Annotated in this window: 18 protein-coding genes; 11 read left to right on the top strand and 7 right to left on the bottom strand. The window is 42.6% G+C overall.

Going from position 1 to position 22,041, the window contains the following annotated elements; genetic code table 11:
* Positions 1–35 precede the first annotated feature (35 nt).
* From MmiAt1_RS05215 to MmiAt1_RS05170, 10 genes are all read left to right on the top strand, one after another.
* A complete protein-coding gene (locus MmiAt1_RS05215; RefSeq protein WP_318785839.1) occupies positions 36–503 on the top strand; it encodes a rhodanese-like domain-containing protein in 468 nt (155 codons plus the stop codon).
* Positions 504–813: 310 nt separating this feature from the next.
* Complete coding sequence (gene pheS, locus MmiAt1_RS05210) at positions 814–2,319, top strand: phenylalanine--tRNA ligase subunit alpha (RefSeq protein WP_318785838.1); 1,506 nt, start codon at positions 814–816, stop codon at positions 2,317–2,319.
* Positions 2,320–3,464: 1,145 nt separating this feature from the next.
* Positions 3,465–4,241, top strand: a complete 777-nt coding sequence (mtaC, locus tag MmiAt1_RS05205; RefSeq protein WP_318785837.1) for a methanol--corrinoid protein MtaC — start codon at positions 3,465–3,467, stop codon at positions 4,239–4,241.
* Between the two features lie 13 nt (positions 4,242–4,254).
* Complete coding sequence (gene mtaB, locus MmiAt1_RS05200) at positions 4,255–5,643, top strand: methanol--corrinoid protein co-methyltransferase MtaB (RefSeq protein ID WP_318785836.1); 1,389 nt, start codon at positions 4,255–4,257, stop codon at positions 5,641–5,643.
* Positions 5,644–6,558: 915 nt separating this feature from the next.
* The gene (locus MmiAt1_RS05195) at positions 6,559–7,122 is read left to right on the top strand and encodes an acetate uptake transporter (RefSeq protein WP_318785835.1); all 564 of its coding nucleotides are present in this window, start codon (positions 6,559–6,561) and stop codon (positions 7,120–7,122) included.
* A 625-nt stretch (positions 7,123–7,747) separates the two neighbouring features.
* Entirely contained in the window at positions 7,748–8,317 is a 570-nt protein-coding gene (locus MmiAt1_RS05190) for an acetate uptake transporter (protein WP_318785834.1), read from the top strand.
* Positions 8,318–8,615: 298 nt separating this feature from the next.
* Complete coding sequence (locus MmiAt1_RS05185) at positions 8,616–10,622, top strand: hydantoinase/oxoprolinase family protein (protein WP_318785833.1); 2,007 nt, start codon at positions 8,616–8,618, stop codon at positions 10,620–10,622.
* A 754-nt stretch (positions 10,623–11,376) separates the two neighbouring features.
* A complete protein-coding gene (gene mtaC / locus MmiAt1_RS05180) occupies positions 11,377–12,153 on the top strand; it encodes a methanol--corrinoid protein MtaC (RefSeq protein ID WP_318785832.1) in 777 nt (258 codons plus the stop codon).
* 12 nt (positions 12,154–12,165) lie between these two features.
* Positions 12,166–13,551 carry a methanol--corrinoid protein co-methyltransferase MtaB gene (gene mtaB / locus MmiAt1_RS05175; RefSeq protein ID WP_318785831.1) on the top strand — a complete coding sequence of 462 codons (1,386 nt, stop codon included), beginning with the start codon at positions 12,166–12,168 and terminating at the stop codon, positions 13,549–13,551.
* A gap of 415 nt (positions 13,552–13,966) precedes the next feature.
* On the top strand, positions 13,967–15,385 hold the full coding sequence (locus MmiAt1_RS05170; protein WP_318785830.1) for an MATE family efflux transporter: 1,419 nt from the start codon (positions 13,967–13,969) through the stop codon (positions 15,383–15,385).
* A gap of 53 nt (positions 15,386–15,438) precedes the next feature.
* On the opposite strand, the gene MmiAt1_RS05165 is transcribed toward MmiAt1_RS05170, so the two are convergent.
* On the bottom strand, positions 15,439–16,320 hold the full coding sequence (locus tag MmiAt1_RS05165) for an arsenic resistance protein (RefSeq protein WP_318785829.1): 882 nt from the start codon (positions 16,318–16,320) through the stop codon (positions 15,439–15,441).
* Positions 16,321–16,849: 529 nt separating this feature from the next.
* Here MmiAt1_RS05165 and mtaA point away from each other — a divergent pair.
* Positions 16,850–17,863 (top strand): methylcobamide:CoM methyltransferase MtaA, encoded by a 1,014-nt coding sequence (mtaA, locus tag MmiAt1_RS05160; RefSeq protein WP_318785828.1) that lies wholly within the window; start codon positions 16,850–16,852, stop codon positions 17,861–17,863.
* Positions 17,864–17,964: 101 nt separating this feature from the next.
* Here mtaA and MmiAt1_RS05155 read toward each other — a convergent pair whose 3' ends face one another.
* The 6 genes from MmiAt1_RS05155 to tpiA form a co-directional block, all read right to left on the bottom strand.
* On the bottom strand, positions 17,965–18,504 hold the full coding sequence (locus tag MmiAt1_RS05155) for a PIN domain-containing protein (RefSeq protein ID WP_318785827.1): 540 nt from the start codon (positions 18,502–18,504) through the stop codon (positions 17,965–17,967).
* On the bottom strand, positions 18,497–19,204 hold the full coding sequence (locus MmiAt1_RS05150; RefSeq protein WP_318785826.1) for an ImmA/IrrE family metallo-endopeptidase: 708 nt from the start codon (positions 19,202–19,204) through the stop codon (positions 18,497–18,499). Before MmiAt1_RS05150 ends, MmiAt1_RS05155 begins: the two co-directional genes overlap by 8 nt.
* On the bottom strand, positions 19,194–19,526 hold the full coding sequence (locus MmiAt1_RS05145) for a helix-turn-helix transcriptional regulator (RefSeq protein ID WP_338140872.1): 333 nt from the start codon (positions 19,524–19,526) through the stop codon (positions 19,194–19,196). Before MmiAt1_RS05145 ends, MmiAt1_RS05150 begins: the two co-directional genes overlap by 11 nt.
* 129 nt (positions 19,527–19,655) lie before the next feature.
* Positions 19,656–20,126 carry a pyridoxamine 5'-phosphate oxidase family protein gene (locus MmiAt1_RS05140; RefSeq protein ID WP_318785824.1) on the bottom strand — a complete coding sequence of 157 codons (471 nt, stop codon included), beginning with the start codon at positions 20,124–20,126 and terminating at the stop codon, positions 19,656–19,658.
* A 76-nt stretch (positions 20,127–20,202) separates the two neighbouring features.
* The gene (locus tag MmiAt1_RS05135; RefSeq protein ID WP_318785823.1) at positions 20,203–21,300 is read right to left on the bottom strand and encodes a GTP-binding protein; all 1,098 of its coding nucleotides are present in this window, start codon (positions 21,298–21,300) and stop codon (positions 20,203–20,205) included.
* A 55-nt stretch (positions 21,301–21,355) separates the two neighbouring features.
* On the bottom strand, positions 21,356–22,021 hold the full coding sequence (gene tpiA / locus MmiAt1_RS05130) for a triose-phosphate isomerase (RefSeq protein ID WP_318785822.1): 666 nt from the start codon (positions 22,019–22,021) through the stop codon (positions 21,356–21,358).
* Positions 22,022–22,041: the final 20 nt, after the last annotated feature.

Here is a 22,041-nt window from a genome sequence, read left to right as displayed (position 1 = left end):
AGTTCAGGGTATATATTGATAAAGAGATGATGAAAATGAAGAAATTGTTGTTTTGTGCGTTTTTGCTTATATGCTGCGCCGGATTATTCGCGGGGTGCCTTGATTCCGACAGCGGTAATGCTTCTTTCGTTCCGGGAATCCCGGAGGACCAAGGGGAGCAGCGCGATTGGGGCGGGTTGTCTCCCGAATTTTCGCTGGTTTACATGAAAGGGACGGAAGATTTGGTCATTGTCGACCTCAGGGCGACGGAATTTTACAACGAAGTTCATTTTGAAGGGGCCGTTCACATTCCGATTGAAGAGCTCACCAGAGACGAAATTGACGCGCTTTACATGGCGCTTCCCGAAGGCAGGCCCGTCATTTCACACTGCAGGCGCGGCGTCAGTGTGATTCCGGAACACGACATCATGAAAGAACTGCGTCCGGACATCTGGGAAATTTCCTATATCGCAGGCGTCCCGCTGTTTGACGAATACAATGAATGGTACGCTGAAAACAATTGAAACATAAATCATCATGATTTTATTCATGATCCTCATCTTAATCGAATGATTCAATCATTTTTAGCATATTCAGCCATTTTCAACAATTTTTAATAATTTTCAATAATTTTCAGTTATTCATAATTTTCAACAATTTTCAACAATTTTCAACAATTTTCAGCCTTCAATAATTTCAGCAATTTTTAATAATTTTCAGCAATTTTTCAATAAACTCTTTTTCAATTTCAGCAATGAAATGGCAGAGAATATAAAAGATGAGTTTCATTTAGGGAATAAATTAATACATGTCTTAATCTTTCGGTGTTTTGAAATGACGGATTACGATTTAACGAATAATGAGAAAAAGGTCCTGCTGGCTTTGAATGAGCTCGAGACGGCGGAATTAAAGGATATTGTCGAGATTTCGAGTTTGAACGGTGACGCTTCGATGCAGGCGGCTTTTTTGTTGGAAGAAAAAGGGCTGGCCAAAGTCGATGAAGAAACGACCGAACTTTACGGTTTATCCGGCGAAGGTAAGGAATACGCCGAAGCCGGGCTTCCGGAAAGGCAAATTATTGACAGTCTTGAAGGGGAAACGCCGCTTGAAGATCTCAGGAATTCATTTTCGCCGCAGCTTGTCGGCATTGCAACAGGCTGGCTTCTGAAAAAGAAATGGGCGAAAATCGAAGACGGCGTTTTGGTGCCGGCGGACAGCGCGCCCAAAGGACAGGACGAAGAAGTTCTCAGCGACCTGTATGAAAATTCCTTGGAAAACAATACGTTTGATCCGGTTTTTGAATTGCCGGCCGAATTGGCTTCCGAAAAAGTCATTTCCGATCTTTTAAAACGCAAACTTTTGGACAAAGAAGAATATACGACGCGCCGCATCTTGATTACGGCCGCCGGCAAATCTTACGCTTCCAAAGGCATTGAAATTACTGAAGAAATCGCGCAGATCACGCCCGAACTTTTGAAAAGCGGCGATTGGGAAAACAAATATTACCGCCCGTATAAAGTTCAAAAACCCGTGAAGCCGATTTACGGCGCCAAAGCGCACCCGTATCAGCGCCTCATTGACCAGATGCGCCAGATTTTCCTGGAAATGGGTTTTACGGAAATTAAAGGCGACATCATTCAATCTTCCTTTTGGAATTTCGACGCACTTTTCCAGCCGCAGGATCACCCGGCCCGAGAAATGCAGGACACGTTCCACTTGGATTCCCGCTCTGAGACGCCTGAGAAGTATGTCGACAAGATTCGTGCCGTTCATGAAAACGGCGGCGAAACCGGATCCTGCGGCTGGGGCGGACGCTGGAGCTCGGAAATTGCCGAAAAAGATGTGCTTCGAACGCACACCACATCCGTGACGGTCAAATATTTGGCGGACAATCCGGTCGGCCCCGTCAAAGCCTTCTGCATTGACCGCGCTTACCGCCGCGAAACCATTGATCCGACACATACGCCCGAATTCGAACAACTGGAAGGCGTCGTCATGGACAAAGACATGAGCTTTGCCGATCTCCTCGGCTGCTTAAAAGAATTCTACAACAGAATGGGCTTTGAAGAAGTCCGTTTCCGTCCGGGTTATTTCCCGTACACCGAACCGAGCGTTGAGCCTGAAGTTTGGATTGACGGCCTCGGCTGGGTTGAACTCGGCGGCGCCGGCGTTTTCAGAAAAGAAGTCACAACGCCGCTCGGCATTACGGAGCCCGTTTTGGCCTGGGGTCTCGGTGTCAGCCGCGTTGCCATGCTGAAGCTCGGCCTGAAAGACTTGCGCGAACTTTATCAGTCCGATATCGACTGGCTCAGAAAAAGTGAAATCGGGAAAGGTATCTGAGCGATACATTTTCCCTTTATTTTATTCGCTGTTTATTTATAGTTTGCCCGTTATTTTATTATTACTTATTCGCCGCGTCATTTATTCAATTGATTGTTCGACGTCATTTATTCATTGATTGTTTGTCGTCATTTATTCATTGATTGTTCGACGTCATTATTCATTGATTGTTTGTCGTCATTTATTCATTGATTGTTTGTCGTCATTTATTCATTGATTGTTTGTCGTCATTTATTCATTGATTGTTTGTCGTCATTTATTCATTGATTGTTTGTCGTCATTTATTCATTGATTGTTTGCCGTCATTATTCATTGATCGTTCGATTCTTCGGATTATTCTGCGGATGATTTTCAATTTTCGCTTTGTTTTTTAATACTGTCCTTTTTTTATCGCGTCTGCCGGAAAATTACAAGCGTTTTGTTATTTTTGAGTTATTTGGTTATTTTATGACTGCTTTTTAAAATCGTAAGCGGGTTTAATTCGGTATATATATCTAACCCTCCGGTTGCTTTTTTCTGATTTCATTTTTATGAAATTTATTCGATTTTTCGGATTATTTCCGAATAATTAGTAGTTTTTTAAAAAATTATATTCGTTCAAACTATCAAAAATTTTGACGTTATTTTTATGTGTTTTTTCCGAACTCAACTTTTTTAACCCATTTGTCGTTTTTTTAAACGGCAACGGTCGAATTATCGTAAAATTAAATTGTTTTCAGATTTTTTTTCGTCCCCGAACTTCAAAGCACCGCTTCGAAAAAAAAAGGGGCGGTTAATGTATATACTTCAATCAGCCAATTAGAATATTGTAGAAGCATAATTTATTGCTTTTACGTGTATGGTTCGTGACTGGAGAATACGGTAAAAATACAGCCAAATAAACTCTTTGAGATCAGCCGGGTGTTCCGCCTGAAAGAAAAGAACTATTTTGGTCCTCAATTATGCAGTGTGTGTGAAATGTACATTATAATGTGTGTGTATGTGCATGGAACAATTTGAACGTGCGGTTTAACAAGGGAATTTCGTGTGTGTGTGTTTGAAATCCTTTTTAAAACGTTTGTGAAACCCGAGGACCGTTTATTATAGAATGTGTGGTTGTTCTCCCCCGCTCTCCCGTAAATACAGATCGAAACGGAGAATCTAATATGTTAGACTTTAAAAAAGAAGATATTGCAACAATTCTTGTCAGATATAACGTGGCCATGGAGAAGTCCATGACCCCCGACGAAGCAGCAGAGCAGCTTTATCCGAAGGACGCACTGTTAAAAGCAGTGGCAGTCGCTATCTATGAAGGCGAAGAAGACGATGTCATTGACGCACTCGATGCACTTTTGGACGCAGGCAAAGACCCGCTCAAACTCATTGACGAAGCACTTCTCCCCGGTATGGCCGTCGTTTCTTCCTTATACGACCAGGGTATCATTTTCCTTCCCAACGTTATGATGTCCGCCGATGCCATGCTTGAAGGCATAGACTACTGTAAATCTAAGACCAAAGAAATTCCCGAAGCCAAAGGAACCGTTCTCTGCCACGTTGCAGAAGGCGACGTCCACGACATCGGCAAGAATATCGTCGCAGCGCTCCTCAGAGCAGACGGCTTTGAAGTCATTGACCTTGGCCGTGATGTGCCTGTTGATGAAGTTGTCGCAAAGGCAGCAGAAGCCAAGCCGCTCATGATCACAGGAACAGCTTTGATGACAACAACCATGTATGCCTTCAAAGAAGTTAACGACAAACTTGTTGAGAAAGGCTTAAAGATTCCGTTCGCCTGCGGCGGCGGTGCTGTTAACCAAGAATTCGTTGAAAGCTACAGCCTTGGTGTGTACGGTGAAGAAGCAGCAGAAGCTGCAAAATTCGGAAACTTCATTCTGAAGAACGGCCCGGACATTGCAAAGATGAGAAACGAATTCCACACCCACTAAGGAGGCACCAAAAATGGCAGTTAACAGATACACAAAGATGGCATACGCAAATGCAGACGAAATGACCTTCGGCAGAGCAAAGTTCCCGGTTAAAGGCGGTTTAGGCCTTGAAATCGGTGCAGGATACACAATCCCTGAATTAAACTACGCTCCCAGACCCCAGGCCGGTGTTTCCAAAGAAGCACTCGTTAAAGAATATGAGAGAATCACAAAAGACGCAATGGCAAGAATTGTCCAGATCGGTGCTCCTGCCGTCGTCTTAGAAACAGAACACGTCCAGCAGATGTCCAACAACCCGAGCTGGGGTGCTGAAGTCGCTCATGTTCAGAAAACAATTCTCGAAGAATACCATGAAGAATACGGTGTAAAGTGCGGTCTCAGACACACAATCGGTGACATTCGCGAAGACAGAGACTATCTCGCTCTCCGCGGCCCGAAGAATGATGTCATGCTCGAAGCATTCGAACAGTGTGCAAAGCAAGGCGCTGACTTCCTGTCCATCGAATCCATGGGCGGAAAAGAAGTTTTCGACTACGCAATCGTTCGTGACGACATTGCCGGTGTTTTGTTCGGTATCGGTGTCCTCGGTACAAGCGACATGGAATTCGTGTGGCAGAACATCGCAGACATCGCCAAGAAGACAGGCAGAATCGCAGCCGGTGACACAGACTGTGCACAGGCAAACACTGCAATGTTCATTGCAGGCGGTCTCCTCGACAAGAACTTAGCACACACCACGGCCATTGTTGCCCGCTGTATTTCAGCCGCAAGAACTCTTGCAGCATACGAATCCGGCGCAACCGGTCCGGGTAAAGACTGCGGTTATGAAAACACCATCGTTAAATCCATTGCCGGTGTCCCGATCACACAAGAAGGTAAATCTTCCACCTGTGCTCACTCCGATGTTATGGGTAACTTAACCATGCAGTGCTGTGACATGTGGTCCAACGAATCCGTTGAATACCACGGTGAATTCGGCGGTACAACCGTTCAGGTTTGGGTCGAAACACTTGCATACGACTGTTCCTTGATGAACACTGCTTTGAAGACAGGCAACGAGAAGCTCCTCCGTGACCTCTTCGCACTCTCCGACAAATACAGAGACCCCCAGGGCTATGTGCTTGCATACGAGAACGCATACCGTGTCGGTGAAGCAATCGCAAAGAACGGCAATGACACCTACCTCCGTGCAAAAGCAGCAGCAGAAGAATGCTGCAAGATTTTGGACGAGGGTGTTAAAGGCGGCAAGCTGTCCTTGACCAAATTCGAACTTAACGCACTCGATGCCGTTAAGAAAGACTTGGCAGCACTCCCGACAGAAAAAGCAAAATTCGTCGACGAATGCATGGCCAAATACAAGGCAGAAGTTCCGGTTTTCAAGACAGAGAACTACGTCCTTTAAATTTCCTGATCAAAAATGGTTCGGCAGACTTTATGTCTGCCGTTTCTTTTTATTTTCAGGAACACTCCTGCTTTAATTAATTAATCTGATTAATTAAACGAATTAATATAATACAGAATCAACAAACACGAAAAACTCACTTAACCTCTCAACCTTTCAAATATCACCAAGCCAAATTGCAATCTTTAAACCTCTTAGAAATATCTCAAATTTTTAAAAAACATTCATCCTCGTTTTTTCTTTTTTCCCCCATTTCTTTTTTTTCTTTTCTTTCATCGGTTTTTGCGGTTTAGCGGCTGCGTTTTGTGTTTGCATCAGAATTTATGTTTGTGTTTTACCTTTTGGGTTTATGTTTTGTGTTTTACGTTTTGTGTTTTACATTTTGTGTTTTACACTTTGGGCTTTGTTTTATTTTCTTGTGTGCCGGCCGCGCGCGAACCGCTCCATTTTCAAAAACAATCAAAAATCCGAAGGCTGATTTGATGGATTTCAATTGGATTTTGCTGCAATTTTTTGATTTTTTAATTTATTTTGATTTTTTAATTTATTTTGACTTTTTAACTTTTTCAGTTTTGATTTTTTGGCTTTCGTTTTTTGACTTTGATTTTTTTCTGTTTTTGATTCTTTTTGAATGTTTGAAATCGTCGTAAATTTGATTTGTCTCTTGTTGTCTTTTTACGTCAATAATCGACTTCGAATACGTCAGTCTCACGCTGTCGGTTATTTTTCTTTTAACGGATCCAGATTCTGTTTTTTCAGACATTTTTTGACTGAAAGACTTTTAAATCCCAATTTTCTTTTCGGGATAAATTTGCCGGCTTGGTGAATTTTTCTGTCGTATTTGTTTTAAAACGGTAATTGATCATTTTGAAAAAAAGTGAACGTGAATTTTTCATCGTTCATGGAGGAAAAATTATGAGTGAACAGGTTATTAAAATCGCCGACACAACCGGCAATCCGGGTGCGCTCGGCTTAACAGGTTTTTCATTGGCAACACTGACGCTGAGTTTTCACAATATGGGCATTGTTCCCGAAAATTTGACCGTGATTGCAATGGCCATTTTTGTCGGCGGATTGGCTCAGCTGCTTGCAGGCATGATGGCCTGGAAAAAAGGAAACACATTTGAAACCGTGGCTTTTACCGGATTCGGTGTCTTTTGGCTCAGTTTTGCATACATTTTAATCACGCCGTTCGGCGCCGCCGGTGCCGGCGATCTTGCGCTCGGCCTTTATTTGACGCTTTGGGGCGTTTTCGGTCTCGGTTTGTTCTTCGGAACATTGAAAATGGGCGTTAAAGCTTTGATCGTTGTCTTTGCTTTGCTCGTTTTGACATTCTTCGTCACCGCTGCTTCCCATTTCGTTGCAATTTCCGCTCTCGGTTTTGCCGCCGGATTCTGCGCTTTTCTTTTAGGCGCGGCCGCATTCTACACGGCAATGGCGATCGTTTTAAACGAAGTCGGCTACAAGCTGCCGATGTAAGTTTTGCATTTCAAATCACAGAAAATCGGCATTAATGCCGGTTTTATTTTCTTTTATATTTTTGATTTCAGATTTTTGATTTCACGTTTTTGATTTCACATTTTTGTTTGTAATTGCCGGTTTTGTGTTTTTCTTTTGTTTTTGTTCGTTTCATTTATTTTTTGTTTCGGTTCGTTGTTTTTCTTTTATTTCATTTTTATTTCATTTTCATTTGTGTTATTTTTTAATTGTTATTTTCATGTCATCCTATTTTTTTAAAACCGCTTTGTTTTTTTCATATCGCAATTGTCGAAAAAAGAAGCATTTTTGGGAAATCTGTTTCGTCATTTGTCTTAATTGTTATCGGCACTACTCGCCATTGATTTTTATAAAAATCGAGCGTTATTGAATCAGTTTTTTAAATCCGCTTTGGGTGAAAGGTTTATAATAGCTGATTCTCTTTTTTGAATTTACCGAAGAAGGACAGTTTATTTGAAATTAAATTGTGTGTTTTAATTTCATTCTCTGTATACTGATTTTTCGGTGTGTGTGTCAGAGTATAGTCCAATGTGTGTAGTCTATACTTTCTAAAATTGGTTAAAAAATATGGTTAAATTGTTTAGAAATATTTGGAGGATTTTTACAAATGTCTGAATCTGAACAAGTGGTTAGAATATGTGATTCATGGGCAACGCCGGGCGCGCTCGGATTGACAGGTTTCAGTATGACAACCATCATGCTGGCATTTTTTGATCTTGGATTTTTTGCAGATGCACTTGCATTAATTTCCATGTCAATTTTCGTCGGCGGTATCGCTCAATTCTGCGCGGGCTTAATGGCCTTTAAGAAAGGAAACACTTTTGAAACGGTTGCATTCTGTGCATTCGGTATGTTTTGGATCAGTTTCGCCTACATTTTGATCGCACCGTTCGGCTCTGATCCGGCAAGTGCAACAAGCATCGGCATCTACTTGCTGATCTGGGCTCTTCTGGCCGGCACAATGCTTTTCGGTGTCATTAAATTGAAAGCCAAATTCCTGATTGCCGTTTTTGCGCTTCTTGCGCTTGTCTTTATCGTCACCGCAATTTTCTACTTTACGGGAATTGCATTTGTTGCGACAGTTGCAGGTGTTTTGGCTCTGATTTTGGGACTTGTTGCGTTCTACACAGCGATGTCTATCGTTTTGAATGAAACCGGCTACAAACTCCCGTGCTGATTAAGCACCGTTTTTTAAATTGAGGGATTTTTATCCCTCTTTTTATTTGTTTTATTTTGTTTCATTGTTTAATTTTATTTTCAATTACAGTTGTTTATTATTTGCGTTTGTTCACGCATTCATTTGCATTTGCCGCAATTTGTAATTTGTTTCAATTTGCATTTCCATAATTTGTAAAAAATTGATATACTATTGAGACCCATTTAGATTATTAAAAATCATTCTTATTACGTTGGTATTTTTCGGATATTTCCGATTCAGAATTTCTTGATAAATAAAAACAATAACGGTGAAAAATATGGTTTACAGTTTAGGAATTGACGCGGGCGGAACGTATACGGATGCCGTTTTAATTCGCGACGAGGACGGCGCGGTGATTGAAGCGGGCAAAGCGCTGACAACTTATCCCGATCCGATCGGGGGCATCAAACAATCCATCCGTTTGCTGGATCCGGATAAATTAAAAGAAGTCGACATCGTTTCCCTTTCAACGACGCTTTCGACAAACACAATCCTGGAAAACAAAGGTTTTCCCGTCGGCTTGATTATGGTGGGCGACTACAATATTCCGGAAGTTTTGCCGGCGCAGATGTATTGCATTGTCAGCGGCGGCCACGACAGCAACGGCGAAGAATTAAAACCGCTGGACATTGAAAAAGTTCGGGAGTTTGCGCTTTCCGTCAAAGACCGTGTTTCGGCGTTTGCGGTTTCTTCGCTTTTCAGCATTCGAAATGCGGATCACGAGCTTCGCGTCAAAGAAGAAATTTTGAGACTGACCGGTCATCCCGTTGTCTGCGGTCACGAATTATCGCAGGATCTCGGCGCTTATGAGCGCGCGGTGACAGCTTTTTTAAATGCTCAGTTGATTCCGATCACTTACAATTTTACAAAATCAATTGTTTTGGAAATGGAAAATATCGGTATGAACGCAACACTTCTCATGCTCAAATGCGACGGGTCGGCCGTCAGCATCGAAGAAGCGCTTGAAAAACCGATTGAAACCATTTTCTCGGGACCCGCGGCAAGTTTGATGGGCGCTGCTTATCTTTCGGGCTTAAAAACGTGTGCGATGATTGACATCGGCGGCACAAGCACGGACGTCGCGCTCGTCCGGGACGGCCTGCCTGAAATGAATGAGTCCGGCGCCGTTGTCGGCGGCTGGTCGACGCGCGTGAAAGCCATCCGGATGGAAACGGTTGCCACCGGCGGCGACAGTCATGTTTATGCAACCGACGATCCGAACCGGAAAATCTATCTCGGTCCGCTTCGCGTTATGCCGCTTTGCCGGGCGGCGGTTTTGTATCCCGGCTTCTTGGAAAAACTCAAAGAAACCAAACTTCCGCCGCGGAAAAATATCTCTCAGTTCATTCTGCCTTCCGTTTTTTATGTCAAAACGGCGTTTCCGCCGATTGAAATGACAACGCTCGAAGAGCTGGTTTACGGCATTATCGATTCCGATTTCCCGGTTTCCTGGTGGGATATGTTTGAGCGGCTGGATAAAAAAATGCCGATGGCATCGGTTTTAGATGCGCTTGTCAAGAAGCGCCTGATTCAGCCGATCGGTTTTACGCCGACGGACGCGCTTCATATTCTCGGCGACTACAATGAATGGAATACGGAAGCAGCTTTTTTGGGCGCTCAGAAGCTTGAACGCCTGAGTTATAAAAGCGCGGAAGAATTGGCCGTTTTTACAAAAAAACAAGTCGCTTTAAACATGGCTTCCAGTTTGATTGAATACCTTGTTCCCGGCATTTCAAAGAAAGATGTTGAAAAAGTGCTTTCCGGCAGCTATGATACCAAATTTGCCGTTTCCATTCCGATTGTCCTAATCGGCGGGCCGTCGGCCGCGTACGCCTGTGAAATCGGCAATCTGATTCAGGCCGAAATCCTGACGCCCGAATTCTCTGATGTCGGAAACGCTGTCGGAGCGCTTGTCGGAAACGGTATTTATCGAACAGACGTTTTGATCAAAAAGAATGTTTATGAAAAAGACGATGTGCCGATAACAGAATTCCTTTTGTTCCACAGCGGCCGCAGCGAATCTTTTGCTTCTTATTCCGAAGCGCATGAAAAAGCAATTCGGCTCGGAAATGATTATGTTCTTTCTAAAATGCTTAAAACAGGCCTGCAGGAAAATCAGATCAGCGTGTCTTATACCGAAAAAGCTCTTCAGACCGGCGCAGACATCCCGTATGAAACCAAAATTTCTTTCGTCGGCGTCGGAACATCCAGGTTTGATGTTCAGGCGGATAAAATTCCGGATTTCGTGAAATTTATCAATCCGGAAAAAAGCAAAAGATGTTGAAGAACCTGATGCTGAAGAATTTGATGTTGAAGAATTTGATGCTGAAAAAAATATGAAAAATGCTGAAAGTATGAAGAAAATTGTAAAAAATGAAGAAAATTAGGGGAAAAATCCGAATTGAAAAAAATCGGAGAAAATTGAAAATTTTGAATCATTTTTTTGCGGAAATCCGACAAATTTTGTTCGGATTTTTTGTGTTTTTCTTTTATTGATGCGTTTTAAATTTAATTTTGTTGATATTGAAAATTGAATTCAGACGGTCTAAATTTTTGCTTCTTTTGTTCGGCCGTTTTTTTCTTAATTTTGAGCTGCGGCATTTTTTCCCGTAGGGCAAAAAACGGAATTTTTGAATTTCTCCGGATTTTCTATCTCTTGTTATTGTTTTTATAAATAAATCAAGTTAATTTGTGAATATTCAATGAATCAAAAATTTTGATGACATTTAATGATTTGTCATGACAAATGTTTTGCAATTTTTTTCCGAAATCAAGCGAGTTTTAATTTTTTTTTTAATATTTGGAAAAAATATATAATTTCTTCAGTTATTTGTTTCAGTTTCCCCATAACAATTTAATTTTTCAAAACTCTTGAAAAATTCTAATCGCGCTGATTATTACAACGCCGTTGTACTTTTTGCATAAACCTTAATAACTATATCGCAAATCTACATCTGCTTAGCAGCGCAAAATTCACTTTAGTTGTATTGAGTTACAACATGGTTGTGTGTAATTTTGTCTGAAGCAGGATGAATAAAATGTTAGACTTTAATAAAGAAGATATTTCAGACGTCCTTGTCAGATACAATGTGGCTATGGAAAAAACCATGACACCTGATGAGGCAGCAGAACAGCTTTATCCGCAAGACCCGCTTCTCAAAGCAGTGGCCGTCGCAATTTATGAAGGCGAAGAAGATGATGTTATCGAAGCATTGGACTCCCTTTTGGATGCCGGCAAAGCTCCGCTCAAACTCATCGACGAAGCACTTCTTCCGGGTATGGCATTGGTTTCAGAACTTTACGATCAAGGTATCATTTTCCTCCCCAATGTTATGATGTCCGCTGACGCTATGCTTGAAGGTATCGAATATTGTAAATCAAAGACCGAAGAAGTCCCCGAAGCAAAAGGCGTTGTCGTCTGCCATGCTGCAGAAGGTGACGTTCACGACATCGGTAAAAACATCGTCGCCGCTCTTCTCAGAGCAGACGGATTTGATGTCGTCGACCTTGGCCGTGATGTTCCGACCGATGAAGTCGTTACAGCCGCCGTCGAACACAAACCTGTTATGATTACAGGAACAGCTTTGATGACAACCACCATGTACGCTTTCAAAGAAGTCAATGACAAGCTCATTGAAAAAGGTTTTAACATCCCGTTCGCATGCGGCGGCGGTGCTGTTAACCAGGAATTCGTCGAAAGCTACAGCCTCGGCGTTTACGGTGAAGAAGCAGCACAGGCTCCCAAGTTTGCCAACTACATTTTGAAGAACGGTGCAGACATCGGTAAATTAAGAGAAGAATTCCACCACCACTAAGGAGGCAAACAAATGGCAATTAACAGATACACAAAAATGGCGTACGCCAATGCAGACGAAATGATCTTCGGTAAATGTAAGTTCCCGGTCAAAGCGGGCCTCGGTCTTGAAATCGGCGCAGGTTACACAATTCCGGAATTGAACTACGCTCCGAGACCCCAATCCAGTGTCTCCACAGAAGCACTCGTTAAAGAATACGAGAGAATCACAAAAGACGCAATGGCCAGACTTGTTCAGATCGGTGCACCCACAGTTGTTCTCGAAACAGAACACGTTCAGCAGCTCACAGTCAATCCGGCTGTCGGCGCAGAAGTCGCACACGTCCAGAAGTCCATCATGGAAGAATACCATGAAGAATACGGCATCAAATGCGCGCTCAGACACACCATTGCTGACTTAAGAGAAGACCGCGAATACTTGGCTCTCCGCGCAAAAGCACCCGAGATCTTGGAATCCTTCGATCAGTGTGCCGCACAGGGCGCTGACCTTCTGTCCATCGAATCTATGGGCGGCAAAGAAGTTTTCGACTATGCAATCGTTCGTGACGACACAGCCGGTATGCTTTTCTCCATCGGCGTCCTCGGTACAAACGACATGGACTTCCTCTGGCAGCAGATCACAGACATCGCAAAGAAGAACAATGTTGTTTCCGCCGGCGACACAGACTGTTCCCAGGCAAACACGGCTATGTTCATCGCAGGCGGTCTCCTTGACAAAAACCTCGCGCACACCACAGCCATCGTTGCCCGCTGTATTTCCGCCGCAAGATCCCTTGCAGCATATGAAGCAGGCGCAACCGGCCCCGGTAAAGACTGCGGTTACGAAAACATCATCATCAAGGCCATCTCCGGTGTTCCGATCACTCAGGAAGGCAAATCCTCCACCTGTGCGCACTCTGACGTTATGGGCAACCTTGCCATGCAGTGCTGTGACATGTGGTCCAACGAATCCGTTGAATACCACGGCGAATTCGGCGGCACAACCGTTCAGGTTTGGGTCGAAACCCTCGCCTACGACTGTGCTCTCATGAACACGGCTCTTAAGACCGGCAACGAAAAAGTCCTCAGAGATTTGCTCATGCTTTCCGACAAATACAGAGACCCGCAGCCCTATGTCCTTGCTTACGACAACGCATACCGTGTCGGTGAAGCAATCGCTGCAAACGGGAACGACACATACCTCCGCTCCAAAGCAGCCGCAGAAATCTGCTGCGACATTGTCCAGGAAGGTATCGACAGCGGCAAGTTAATCCTTACAAAATTCGAAACCAACGCTTTGAACAAAATCAAAGCCGACCTTGCAGCACTCCCTGCCGAGAGCGCAGCGTTCATCGAAAACTGTATGGCAAAATACACCGCAGAAGTCCCTGTCTTCAAACCGGAAAACTACAGCTTGTAAATTTAAAACAAGACCTTGTTTCTTGTTGCTGAAATTGCGGACAGGATTTCTGTCCGCGTTTCATTTTGTTTTTTTGATTTTGCTCATTTTGTTTTTTTGATTTTGCTCATTTTGTTTTTTTGATTTTGCTCATTTTGTTTTTTTGATTTTGCTCATTTCTGTTTTTTTGTTTCGCTTTTACTCATTCGTTTTTTTGTTTTGCTGTTCACTTTTTTGTTTCTTGTCTGCCCTTCGCCGCGCGCGAACGGTACATTTTTTCAAAAACACGAGTCAAAAACAACTTCCGTTTTCGTATTTGATTATCAGTCGGTTATATATACGACTTTGAGTTTGTTTGTTTTTAGTTTATTTTGTTTTTCTTTTTGACCTTTCGGTTTTTCTTTTAAAAACAATCAAATTGATTCAGGCGGCAATTATGAGTGAGATGAAATCAAATACGGGCGGAAACATTCTCGGAACACAAGATGTTCGGAAATTGCTGTTCAAATTTGCGGTTCCCAGCGTTATCGCGATGCTCGTCGGCGCTCTCTATAATATTGTCGATCAGATTTTCATCGGCCAAAGTGTCGGCATGCTCGGAAACGCGGCGACAAATGTGGCTTTTCCGCTCGTGACGATTGCAACGGCGCTCGGTCTTTTGTTTGGTGTCGGCGGCGCTTCGAATTTTAATCTTTATCTCGGCGCAGGGAATCGGGAGCGTGCGAAAAAGGTTGTCGGGAACGCGCTGTTTCTGCTGACCGCATCGGGTTTGATTATGCTTGTCGTCATTCACATGTTTTTGGATGAGCTTGTCACTTTGTTCGGCGCGACCGAGTTGGTTTTTCCGCTGGCGCTTGAATACATTTCCATTACCTCTTACGGCATTCTGTTTTTGATTTTCTCAACCGGCGCGAGCAACATGATCCGTGCCGACGGCAGTCCGAAATATTCAATGTATTGTTTATTGGCCGGCGCCGTTTTGAATATCATTTTGGACGCCGTCTTCATTTTCGGGCTTAACATGGGCATTGCCGGCGCTGCCTGGGCAACTGTTATCAGTCAAGTTGTTTCGTTCCTGATGGCGGCCGTTTATTTCCGGAAAATGAAATCCGTTTCGATCGGAAAGAATGATTTTCTTTTGAAATGGGGCATTGTCAAGCCGATTCTTTATCTCGGCGCTTCCAGCTTTTTGAACCAAATCGCAATGATGGCCGTCCAAATTATCCTCAACAACACGGCGACCTATTACGGCGGTCTGTCCGTTTACGGCAGTGAAATTCCGCTGGCCGTTGCGGGCGTCATTTCCAAAGTCAGCATGATTTTCATTTCAATCATCATCGGCATCGCTCAAGGCGGTCAGCCGATTGCCGGATACAATTACGGCGCGAAAAATTACGGCCGCGTCAAAGAGGTTTTCAAACTGGTCATCGGCATTTCTTTGCTGATTTCGTTTGTTTCATTCCTGTGCTTCCAGCTTTTCCCGCTTCAAATCATTAAAATATTCGGCGACGGCAGCGACCTTTATTTCGAATTTGCCGTCCGTTTCTGCCGGATTTTCCTCATGATGATGATTGTCGTCGGCATTCAGCCGGCTTCGTCCATTCTCTTTACCGCAATCGGTAAGTCTCATAAAGGCATTTTCCTTGCGATGATCCGTCAGGTTATTCTGCTGATTCCGCTGCTTTTGATTCTTCCGATTTATTTCGGCATTGACGGCATTTTGTATGCCGGGCCGATTTCAGACGGCATCGCGGCAATTATTGCTTTTGTTTTCGTTTACCGTGAAATGAAAGAATTGACGCGGCTTGAAAATGAAGAGAATTTGAAAAGAGAAAAATCGGCGGAAGCAGTCTGATTTCTGCTTTTAAGGTTTCATATTTATTTTCGCATTTTATTTTCATATCATTCTCACATTTTACTTTCGCATTTCATTTTCTCTTTTTTCCCGAACGTTTTGTATTTCGGCCGGATCCAAAGCAAAACGCGCGCGATGATTGTCAGAATCGGCAGTTCAATCAGCGGTCCGATGACTAAAACCAATGCAATCATCGGATGACCGGGAAACGCGGAGACGGCAATTGCAAGTGAAAGCGGCGAATTTCTGGCAAGCGTTGTCAGATTCAGGGCGGTTGTGTCTTCGTAAGACATTCCGAGCGTTCTTCCGACCAGCTGAACGCCGATGAAATTGACGGCGAAAAACAAAACGACCGGAATCAGCATAATCAGAAGAAGTTCGGGGTTTTGAAGCAGAAGACGGCCTTGGGAAGCAAACATCGCAATGATTGCCAAATTCAAAAAAACAAACTGCATGTTGTCGTTGTGAATCAGAATTTTATCTTCCAGGCCTTTTTCGCCGTATTTTTTGACATAGAAATATCTGAAAATGTTTGCCAGAGCGAACGGAATCAGGAGAACGATTAAAATGCTTTTGAGAAGCGTTATTGCTTCGATGTCGACAACGCTTCCGGCAAAGATGAGAAGGTAGACGGGAAGCAGAATAATCTGTAAGATCAGATTGAGCGGGAGCTGAGCGGCGCCGAGGCTGACGTTTCCTTTGGCCATGTCGGTGAAAAGAAGATACCAATCGGTGCACGGGGTGACCATCAGCATTAAAAATCCGATTTGAAGATCGGGTTCGCCGCGCAGAAAAACGGAAGCTAAAAACCAAGCGAAAAGCGGCGTCCATATGAAATTGATTAAAACGGTCAGCGAGGCGAATCGCGTATTTTTAAAAGAATTTTTAAGTCCCGTTAAATCAACTTGAAGAAAAACGCCGAAAAGCATAATCATCAGAAACGGTTCGATCAGGTAAGCCGAATAAGCGCTGATAAAATCAATTTGGCCGATTATAATTCCGACGGCAACGGAAATTAAAATGATAACGGAACGAAGATTATTGTTGATTCTTTCACATCCTTAATGTGCCTGTCCGTTTTGATTTTTTTTTTGATTCTTTAAATATGGTTTTATTCTATATTCTTTTTTCTTTTTCTTTTCTCTTCCCGATTTTTCACCTCTTATTTCTCTTCTTTCACCTTACCTCATTTCTTTCATTTTCATTTTCGTTTATTCTTCTTTTACTGTCAATTCTTCCGACAATCATTTTGTCAATTATAATGTTTTATTACGGCAAAATTTTGTTCGAACCGTTTGCTTTTCCCATATTTTCGGTATCGGGCGATTCGGATTTAAAAATCAAAATCTTTATAATCACGTTGTTATTTTCTATATGTATTATTAATTTGCAATTACCGTCCGTAACAGTTAATAATCTAAATGTTATAGGGTATTTGACAATTTTTTGAAGGATTGAAAAGTCATGACACTTAAAGAAAACTTACTCAAAGCCTTAAATGGCGAAGCTGTTGAAAAGACGCCCTGTGTTTCCGTAACACAGACCGGTACTGTTGAATTAATGGACGCAGTCAATGCACCGTGGCCGGAATCTCAATCGGATGCCAAAATGATGGCAGACCTTGCGATTGCAGCACACGAAATTGCAGGCCTCGAAGCCGTTCGTGTTCCGTACTGTTTAACTGTTCTTGCCGAAGCAATGGGCTGTGAAGTCAACATGGGTACAAAGAACAGACAACCCTCTGTTATTGCGCACCCCTACGAAAAACCCGACATGCTTGACGCGGCCGCAAAGCCGGACTTAAAAGCAACCGGCAGAATCCCCGCTGTTATTGAAGCCATCAAAATGGTCCGCGAGAGAGTCGGCCCCGACGTCCCGATTATCGGCGGCATGGAAGGTCCGATCACACTTGCATCTGACCTTGTCAGCGTTAAATCTTATATGAAATGGTCCATCAAGAACCCCGAAGCACTCGCTAAAGCAAACGCTTTTGCCAACGAAGCTGCTATCGAATACGCAAATCTGATGGTCGAAGCCGGCGCAGATGTCATCTGTATTGCCGACCCCGTTTCTTCTCCGGACTTAATGAGCCCGCAGGACTTCCATGACAAACTCATGGGTACCATCACCGACTTCGCCGACAAAGTCAACGCACCCGTCGTTCTCCACGTCTGCGGCAATGTGACTGCAATCCTCAACGACATGGCCGACTGCCACTGCAAAGGTCTCAGCGTCGAAGAAAAAGTCGAAGACATCAAAGGCGCCGTCGAAGCAACAAAAGGACGCGCCGTTATGGTCGGCAACGTTTCAAGCCCCTTCGTTCTCTTAAGCGGCGATGAAGCAAAAGTCACCGAAGCTGTCAACAATGCACTTGATGCAGGTGTTGCAATTCTCGCACCCGGCTGCGGTATCGCGCCGATGACACCCACGGCAAACATCAAAGCCATGGTTACAGCCAGAGACAAATACTTCCAGTAATTTGTTTCAACTTTTTTATTTTTTTAAATTTGTTTTTTAAAATGAGAGAAAAGGCGATTTGTCTTTTCTTAATTCTTATTTTTTAATATAAAATTATTATCTTAAGAGGATGGCGTTTGTCGCAATTTAAGGTAATCCGAAAACGTTTGTATTCCTTTCGGCATTGATTTTTTTCGTTTTTTCATCAAATCTTTCCAAATGACACTTCCTTTTGCTTCTGTTATAACTCCTTTTGCAAACATGTCATATAAAATGTCAGCAGTCGTTTTATTGATTAAACTGAATTTTTTAATGTAAAAACAAACATCTTTTAAATTGTTACTTGCAACGGTTCCGTTTAAACACTTTGCCAAAGCGATTGTTGCCGCTTCGCCACGACCAATTTTCAATCCTTCTCCTCTTGTCATCTCTAAATATAAATTCCATTCCGGAGTACCGTAATTTATTGTTTCAATGGTTAATGCATTCAATTGTAATAATTTGTCTGTTCTTGTTTTTAAATGAGAAACGCTCGGATGGGATAATTCGGAATATACTTCCTCAGCAATAGATATACTTCCAAAGTGTGAAATTAAAAGATTTTGTTCTCTTACCCATAAGAAGGAGGAGAGACAGTCTGTATCAAAATAAATGTCAGTCATTAATAAATGCCTCTCTCTGCAATTCTTCATATTTTCCCTGTGAAATTATATTCTTACTTCTGATTTCTTCTAATTTTTTAATATAATTCCCGGTTGTCTTATATTGTTTCATTTTCGAGTTTGACTGATATAATTTTTTATTATATCCCTGTTTTTTTGCAAGATCTATGGCTTTTAAATCCCACAGTTCTTTGTCGTAAGAATATTTATCGATCTTCAGTCGATAAAGTGTCGCCTTATGACTTATTTGAAAATATTGCTGAATCTCAATAACATCCTCTGCTGTTAAATGTTTATTATCTCTGTTTAGATTCTTTTCAATAAATTGTTTTAGTGCTTCATCAGGTATCAAAAAATAAGATGCAAAAATGTCTGCTTCTTTTTCAGAATCGGGTTTTTGTTCCCATTCCACGTTTTCGCAGATAACCATATTTTCTTCTTCAATAAATAAATGGTACAATTCATGGGCTGCAGTAAAACGTTGTCTTCCATATGATTGAGTTGAATTAATTGCAATAATCCTTTCGGATTCAATTTTGATGGATATCCCACTAATATTATTTGAAAAAGGGTAAAGAATTGTTGTCATTGAATCTAAATTTCCTATTAATGAAAAAATATCTACGGGGGACGTGAAATCAATTCCGAATTCTTTTCTCAAATATAATGCTTCTTCATTCAAGTCAGTATTATTCTTCATTTTCTTTCAACCATTGATTCATCTGATTTAGATTCAAAGCGATTTTGTTAATTTTTGAAATCGCAATTAAATCCCCCGTTTCAAAATTTGAAGATCTGAATGAAATTTTCAGAGGATCTGAATGATTACCGTTAATAACATCCATAATGTCGCAACCCAAAAGGCTGCAAATATTTTCCAATTGCATTGCACTGAATGGTTCTTTTCCGGTTTCTTTTTGATAAATGTATTTTACTTCTATATTTAGGAAATTTGCAATATCCTCTTCTTTAAATCCCCGTTCTTCACGGCGTTTTTTAATTTCATTTCCTAAATCAATCATATCCAATACAATCCCCCCTTAAATTCCATTCACCAGTAAAATAAAATTAATTTATACTTTCCTTAAATAGATTTTTATATTTTTCCTTATAAAATTGTTCGGAATTAAATATTTATGCAATTTTTAAATTTAACTGTAATATTTCCCCGTACATTCCTTCACAGTAATTTCAATAACCGTCGTCGCTTTAATTCCGCTCCCGAACGGCGCCCCCGCCAAAGTCGGCGTATATTTTTCAACGATTTTGTTCAAAGCATCCTCTTTGATTGTTTCATCTTCAACAACTTTTGCCGTTCCTGTAATAATCACGCTTTTGTATTTCGTGTTGACGTCGCAGGGTGATTTTTCGTCGGGCATAATGAATCCTTCAAAAAGGTCGATTTCAAAACAAACATTCGGATTCGCTGCGATGTTATCCAATTTTTGACCGCGGACCAAGCCGTGAATATAGATTTTCTGATTGTGATGCACGTAATGAACGGGGATGACGTACGGAAATCCGCCGGCGCCGATTGTTGCCAATCTGCCGACGCTTTCCTCGTCTAAAAGCAAATTGATTTCGTCATTGGTCAATTGATGTGTTTTCATTCTGTTCTGCATATTTTCCCTCTCCTGTTTCTAATTTTAGATACAAAATACAAAGATATGAAAGAATTATGTGAAAATAAATGTGAATTTAAAGAACAATCGGCTTTTTCGATTCGCTTTTGATAGCTTGCTTTTCAAAAGGCAGCTTTTTCGCCGTCAAAAAAACGCTGACGGATTGGTCGATAATTTCTTCCAGTTTTTCTTTTTTGACATTTGTGACCGCCGCCAAGAAGCGCAGTTCATAATTGCCGCCGGTTTCATTCGATTCCGAATCTTTTTCCTGCTGAATGTATTCCGCTTCGATTTTTCTGTCATCGGCGCCGGCGGTTTGGCTGACTTTCACAAGGGTGCCGTCGACTTTGACTGCCATCTTAATGTGGCCGACAAAAGATCGGTTGACGTTTGAAATTTCAGCCCCGACTGCACTGATTATATTTTCAAGTAAAGCGCCGGCGCTTTTTGCCGTCAGTTCTCCTTTGATTTTGTATAATCCCGAAAAGGTGCTGACATTTGAAATTTCAATCGAATTCAAATTCTCCGTCACCCTCGGCTTTGATTCTTTTTCGGCATCGATTAAACTGACGGTTTCTTCGCTTTCGCGCATCATCAATTCGTAAAGCTTATCGACGGCTTCATCATTTGCCGCCGACATCCGAAGCGTGTAAGCATCGGGATTCATTTCTTTCAAAAAAGCTTCAATGCCTTTGATTTTTTCCTCATCAGCCAAATCAATTTTATTGATGCCGATGATTTCGGCTTCCTTTAATTGCTGTTCCACAAATTTCGGAATCTGATTCATTTCCGCCGTAAATCGGGATACATCAACGAGCGTGACAACGGGCGCAAACGACATCATGACATTCATGTTCAAAAGCTCGTCCCGAATCTGGCTCGGAAAAGAAAGGCCTGTCGGCTCCATGATTAAAATGTCGGGATTGTAAATATCCGCGATTTCGGAGACTGTAATTCTGAGATTGATAACAAGCGAGCAGCAGATGCAGCCGTTTGTCAGCTCTTTTGACGGAATGCCCGCCGTCTCAAGCGTTTTTCCGTCAATGCCGATTTCACCGACCTCGTTGACGATGAGCGCCGCTTTTTTGCCGTCGGCCGCCAGCCTGTCAATGAGTTTTAAAACGGTTGTCGTCTTTCCACTGCCCAAAAAACCGCCGATGAGAAAAATCCTCATGAAATCCCCTCTTGAAAAATAATTATTTGAATGAAAAACGGTGGTTCAATGATTTTTAAATCAATGAAACCAAATCGTAAAGCGCCTCTTTGGGATCTTTGGCTTTCACAATTCCCGAAGCCAGCAAAACGCCTTCCGCCCCGAGGTCAAGCGCCGCTTTCAAATCTTCGCCTTTTGAAATGCCGGCGCCGCAAAGCACTTTGACATTCGGATTAATTTTTTTTACCGCGTCAACCGATCCTGTCACAATGCCCGGGTCTGCTTTTGATACAGGAATGCCCGATCCGATGAGTTCCGGCGGCTCGATTGCAACAAAGTCCGGGGCGAGTGCCGCCGCTGCGGCTGTTGCTGCAATATTGTTGGTGCAGATCACGCTTGTCATGCCGTTTGCTTTGAGTGCCGCTGCCGCCGCTTCAATGTCGGCAAGCGTCATTCTGCGTTCGGAGTGATTGATCAAACTGCCGGCAGCACCGGCTTGTGCGACGGATCTGACATACACTTTTCCGGTATGACTTCCGGGCCCCGCGCCGTCAATGTGCTGCGAATAGACGGGAATGTCAACAGCGGATGCGACGCGGAAAATATCCGGAATCTGCGGCGCGATTGCAATATTTGTCCCCGAGTTCTCGGCGACATCGCGGCAGGCTTGGGCCAATTTCACGGCGTTTGCACCGGTTCCTTCGTCATAAGTTTTGCAGTTGAGGAGAATAAAAACAGACATCGTTTCACCAATTTATAGTT

The sequence above is a fragment of the Methanimicrococcus hacksteinii genome, from assembly GCF_032714515.1.
Lineage (GTDB): Archaea > Halobacteriota > Methanosarcinia > Methanosarcinales > Methanosarcinaceae > Methanimicrococcus > Methanimicrococcus hacksteinii.
The sequence above is the reverse complement of the archived record's forward strand: the minus strand, read 5'-3'. Positions and strand labels throughout refer to the sequence as shown.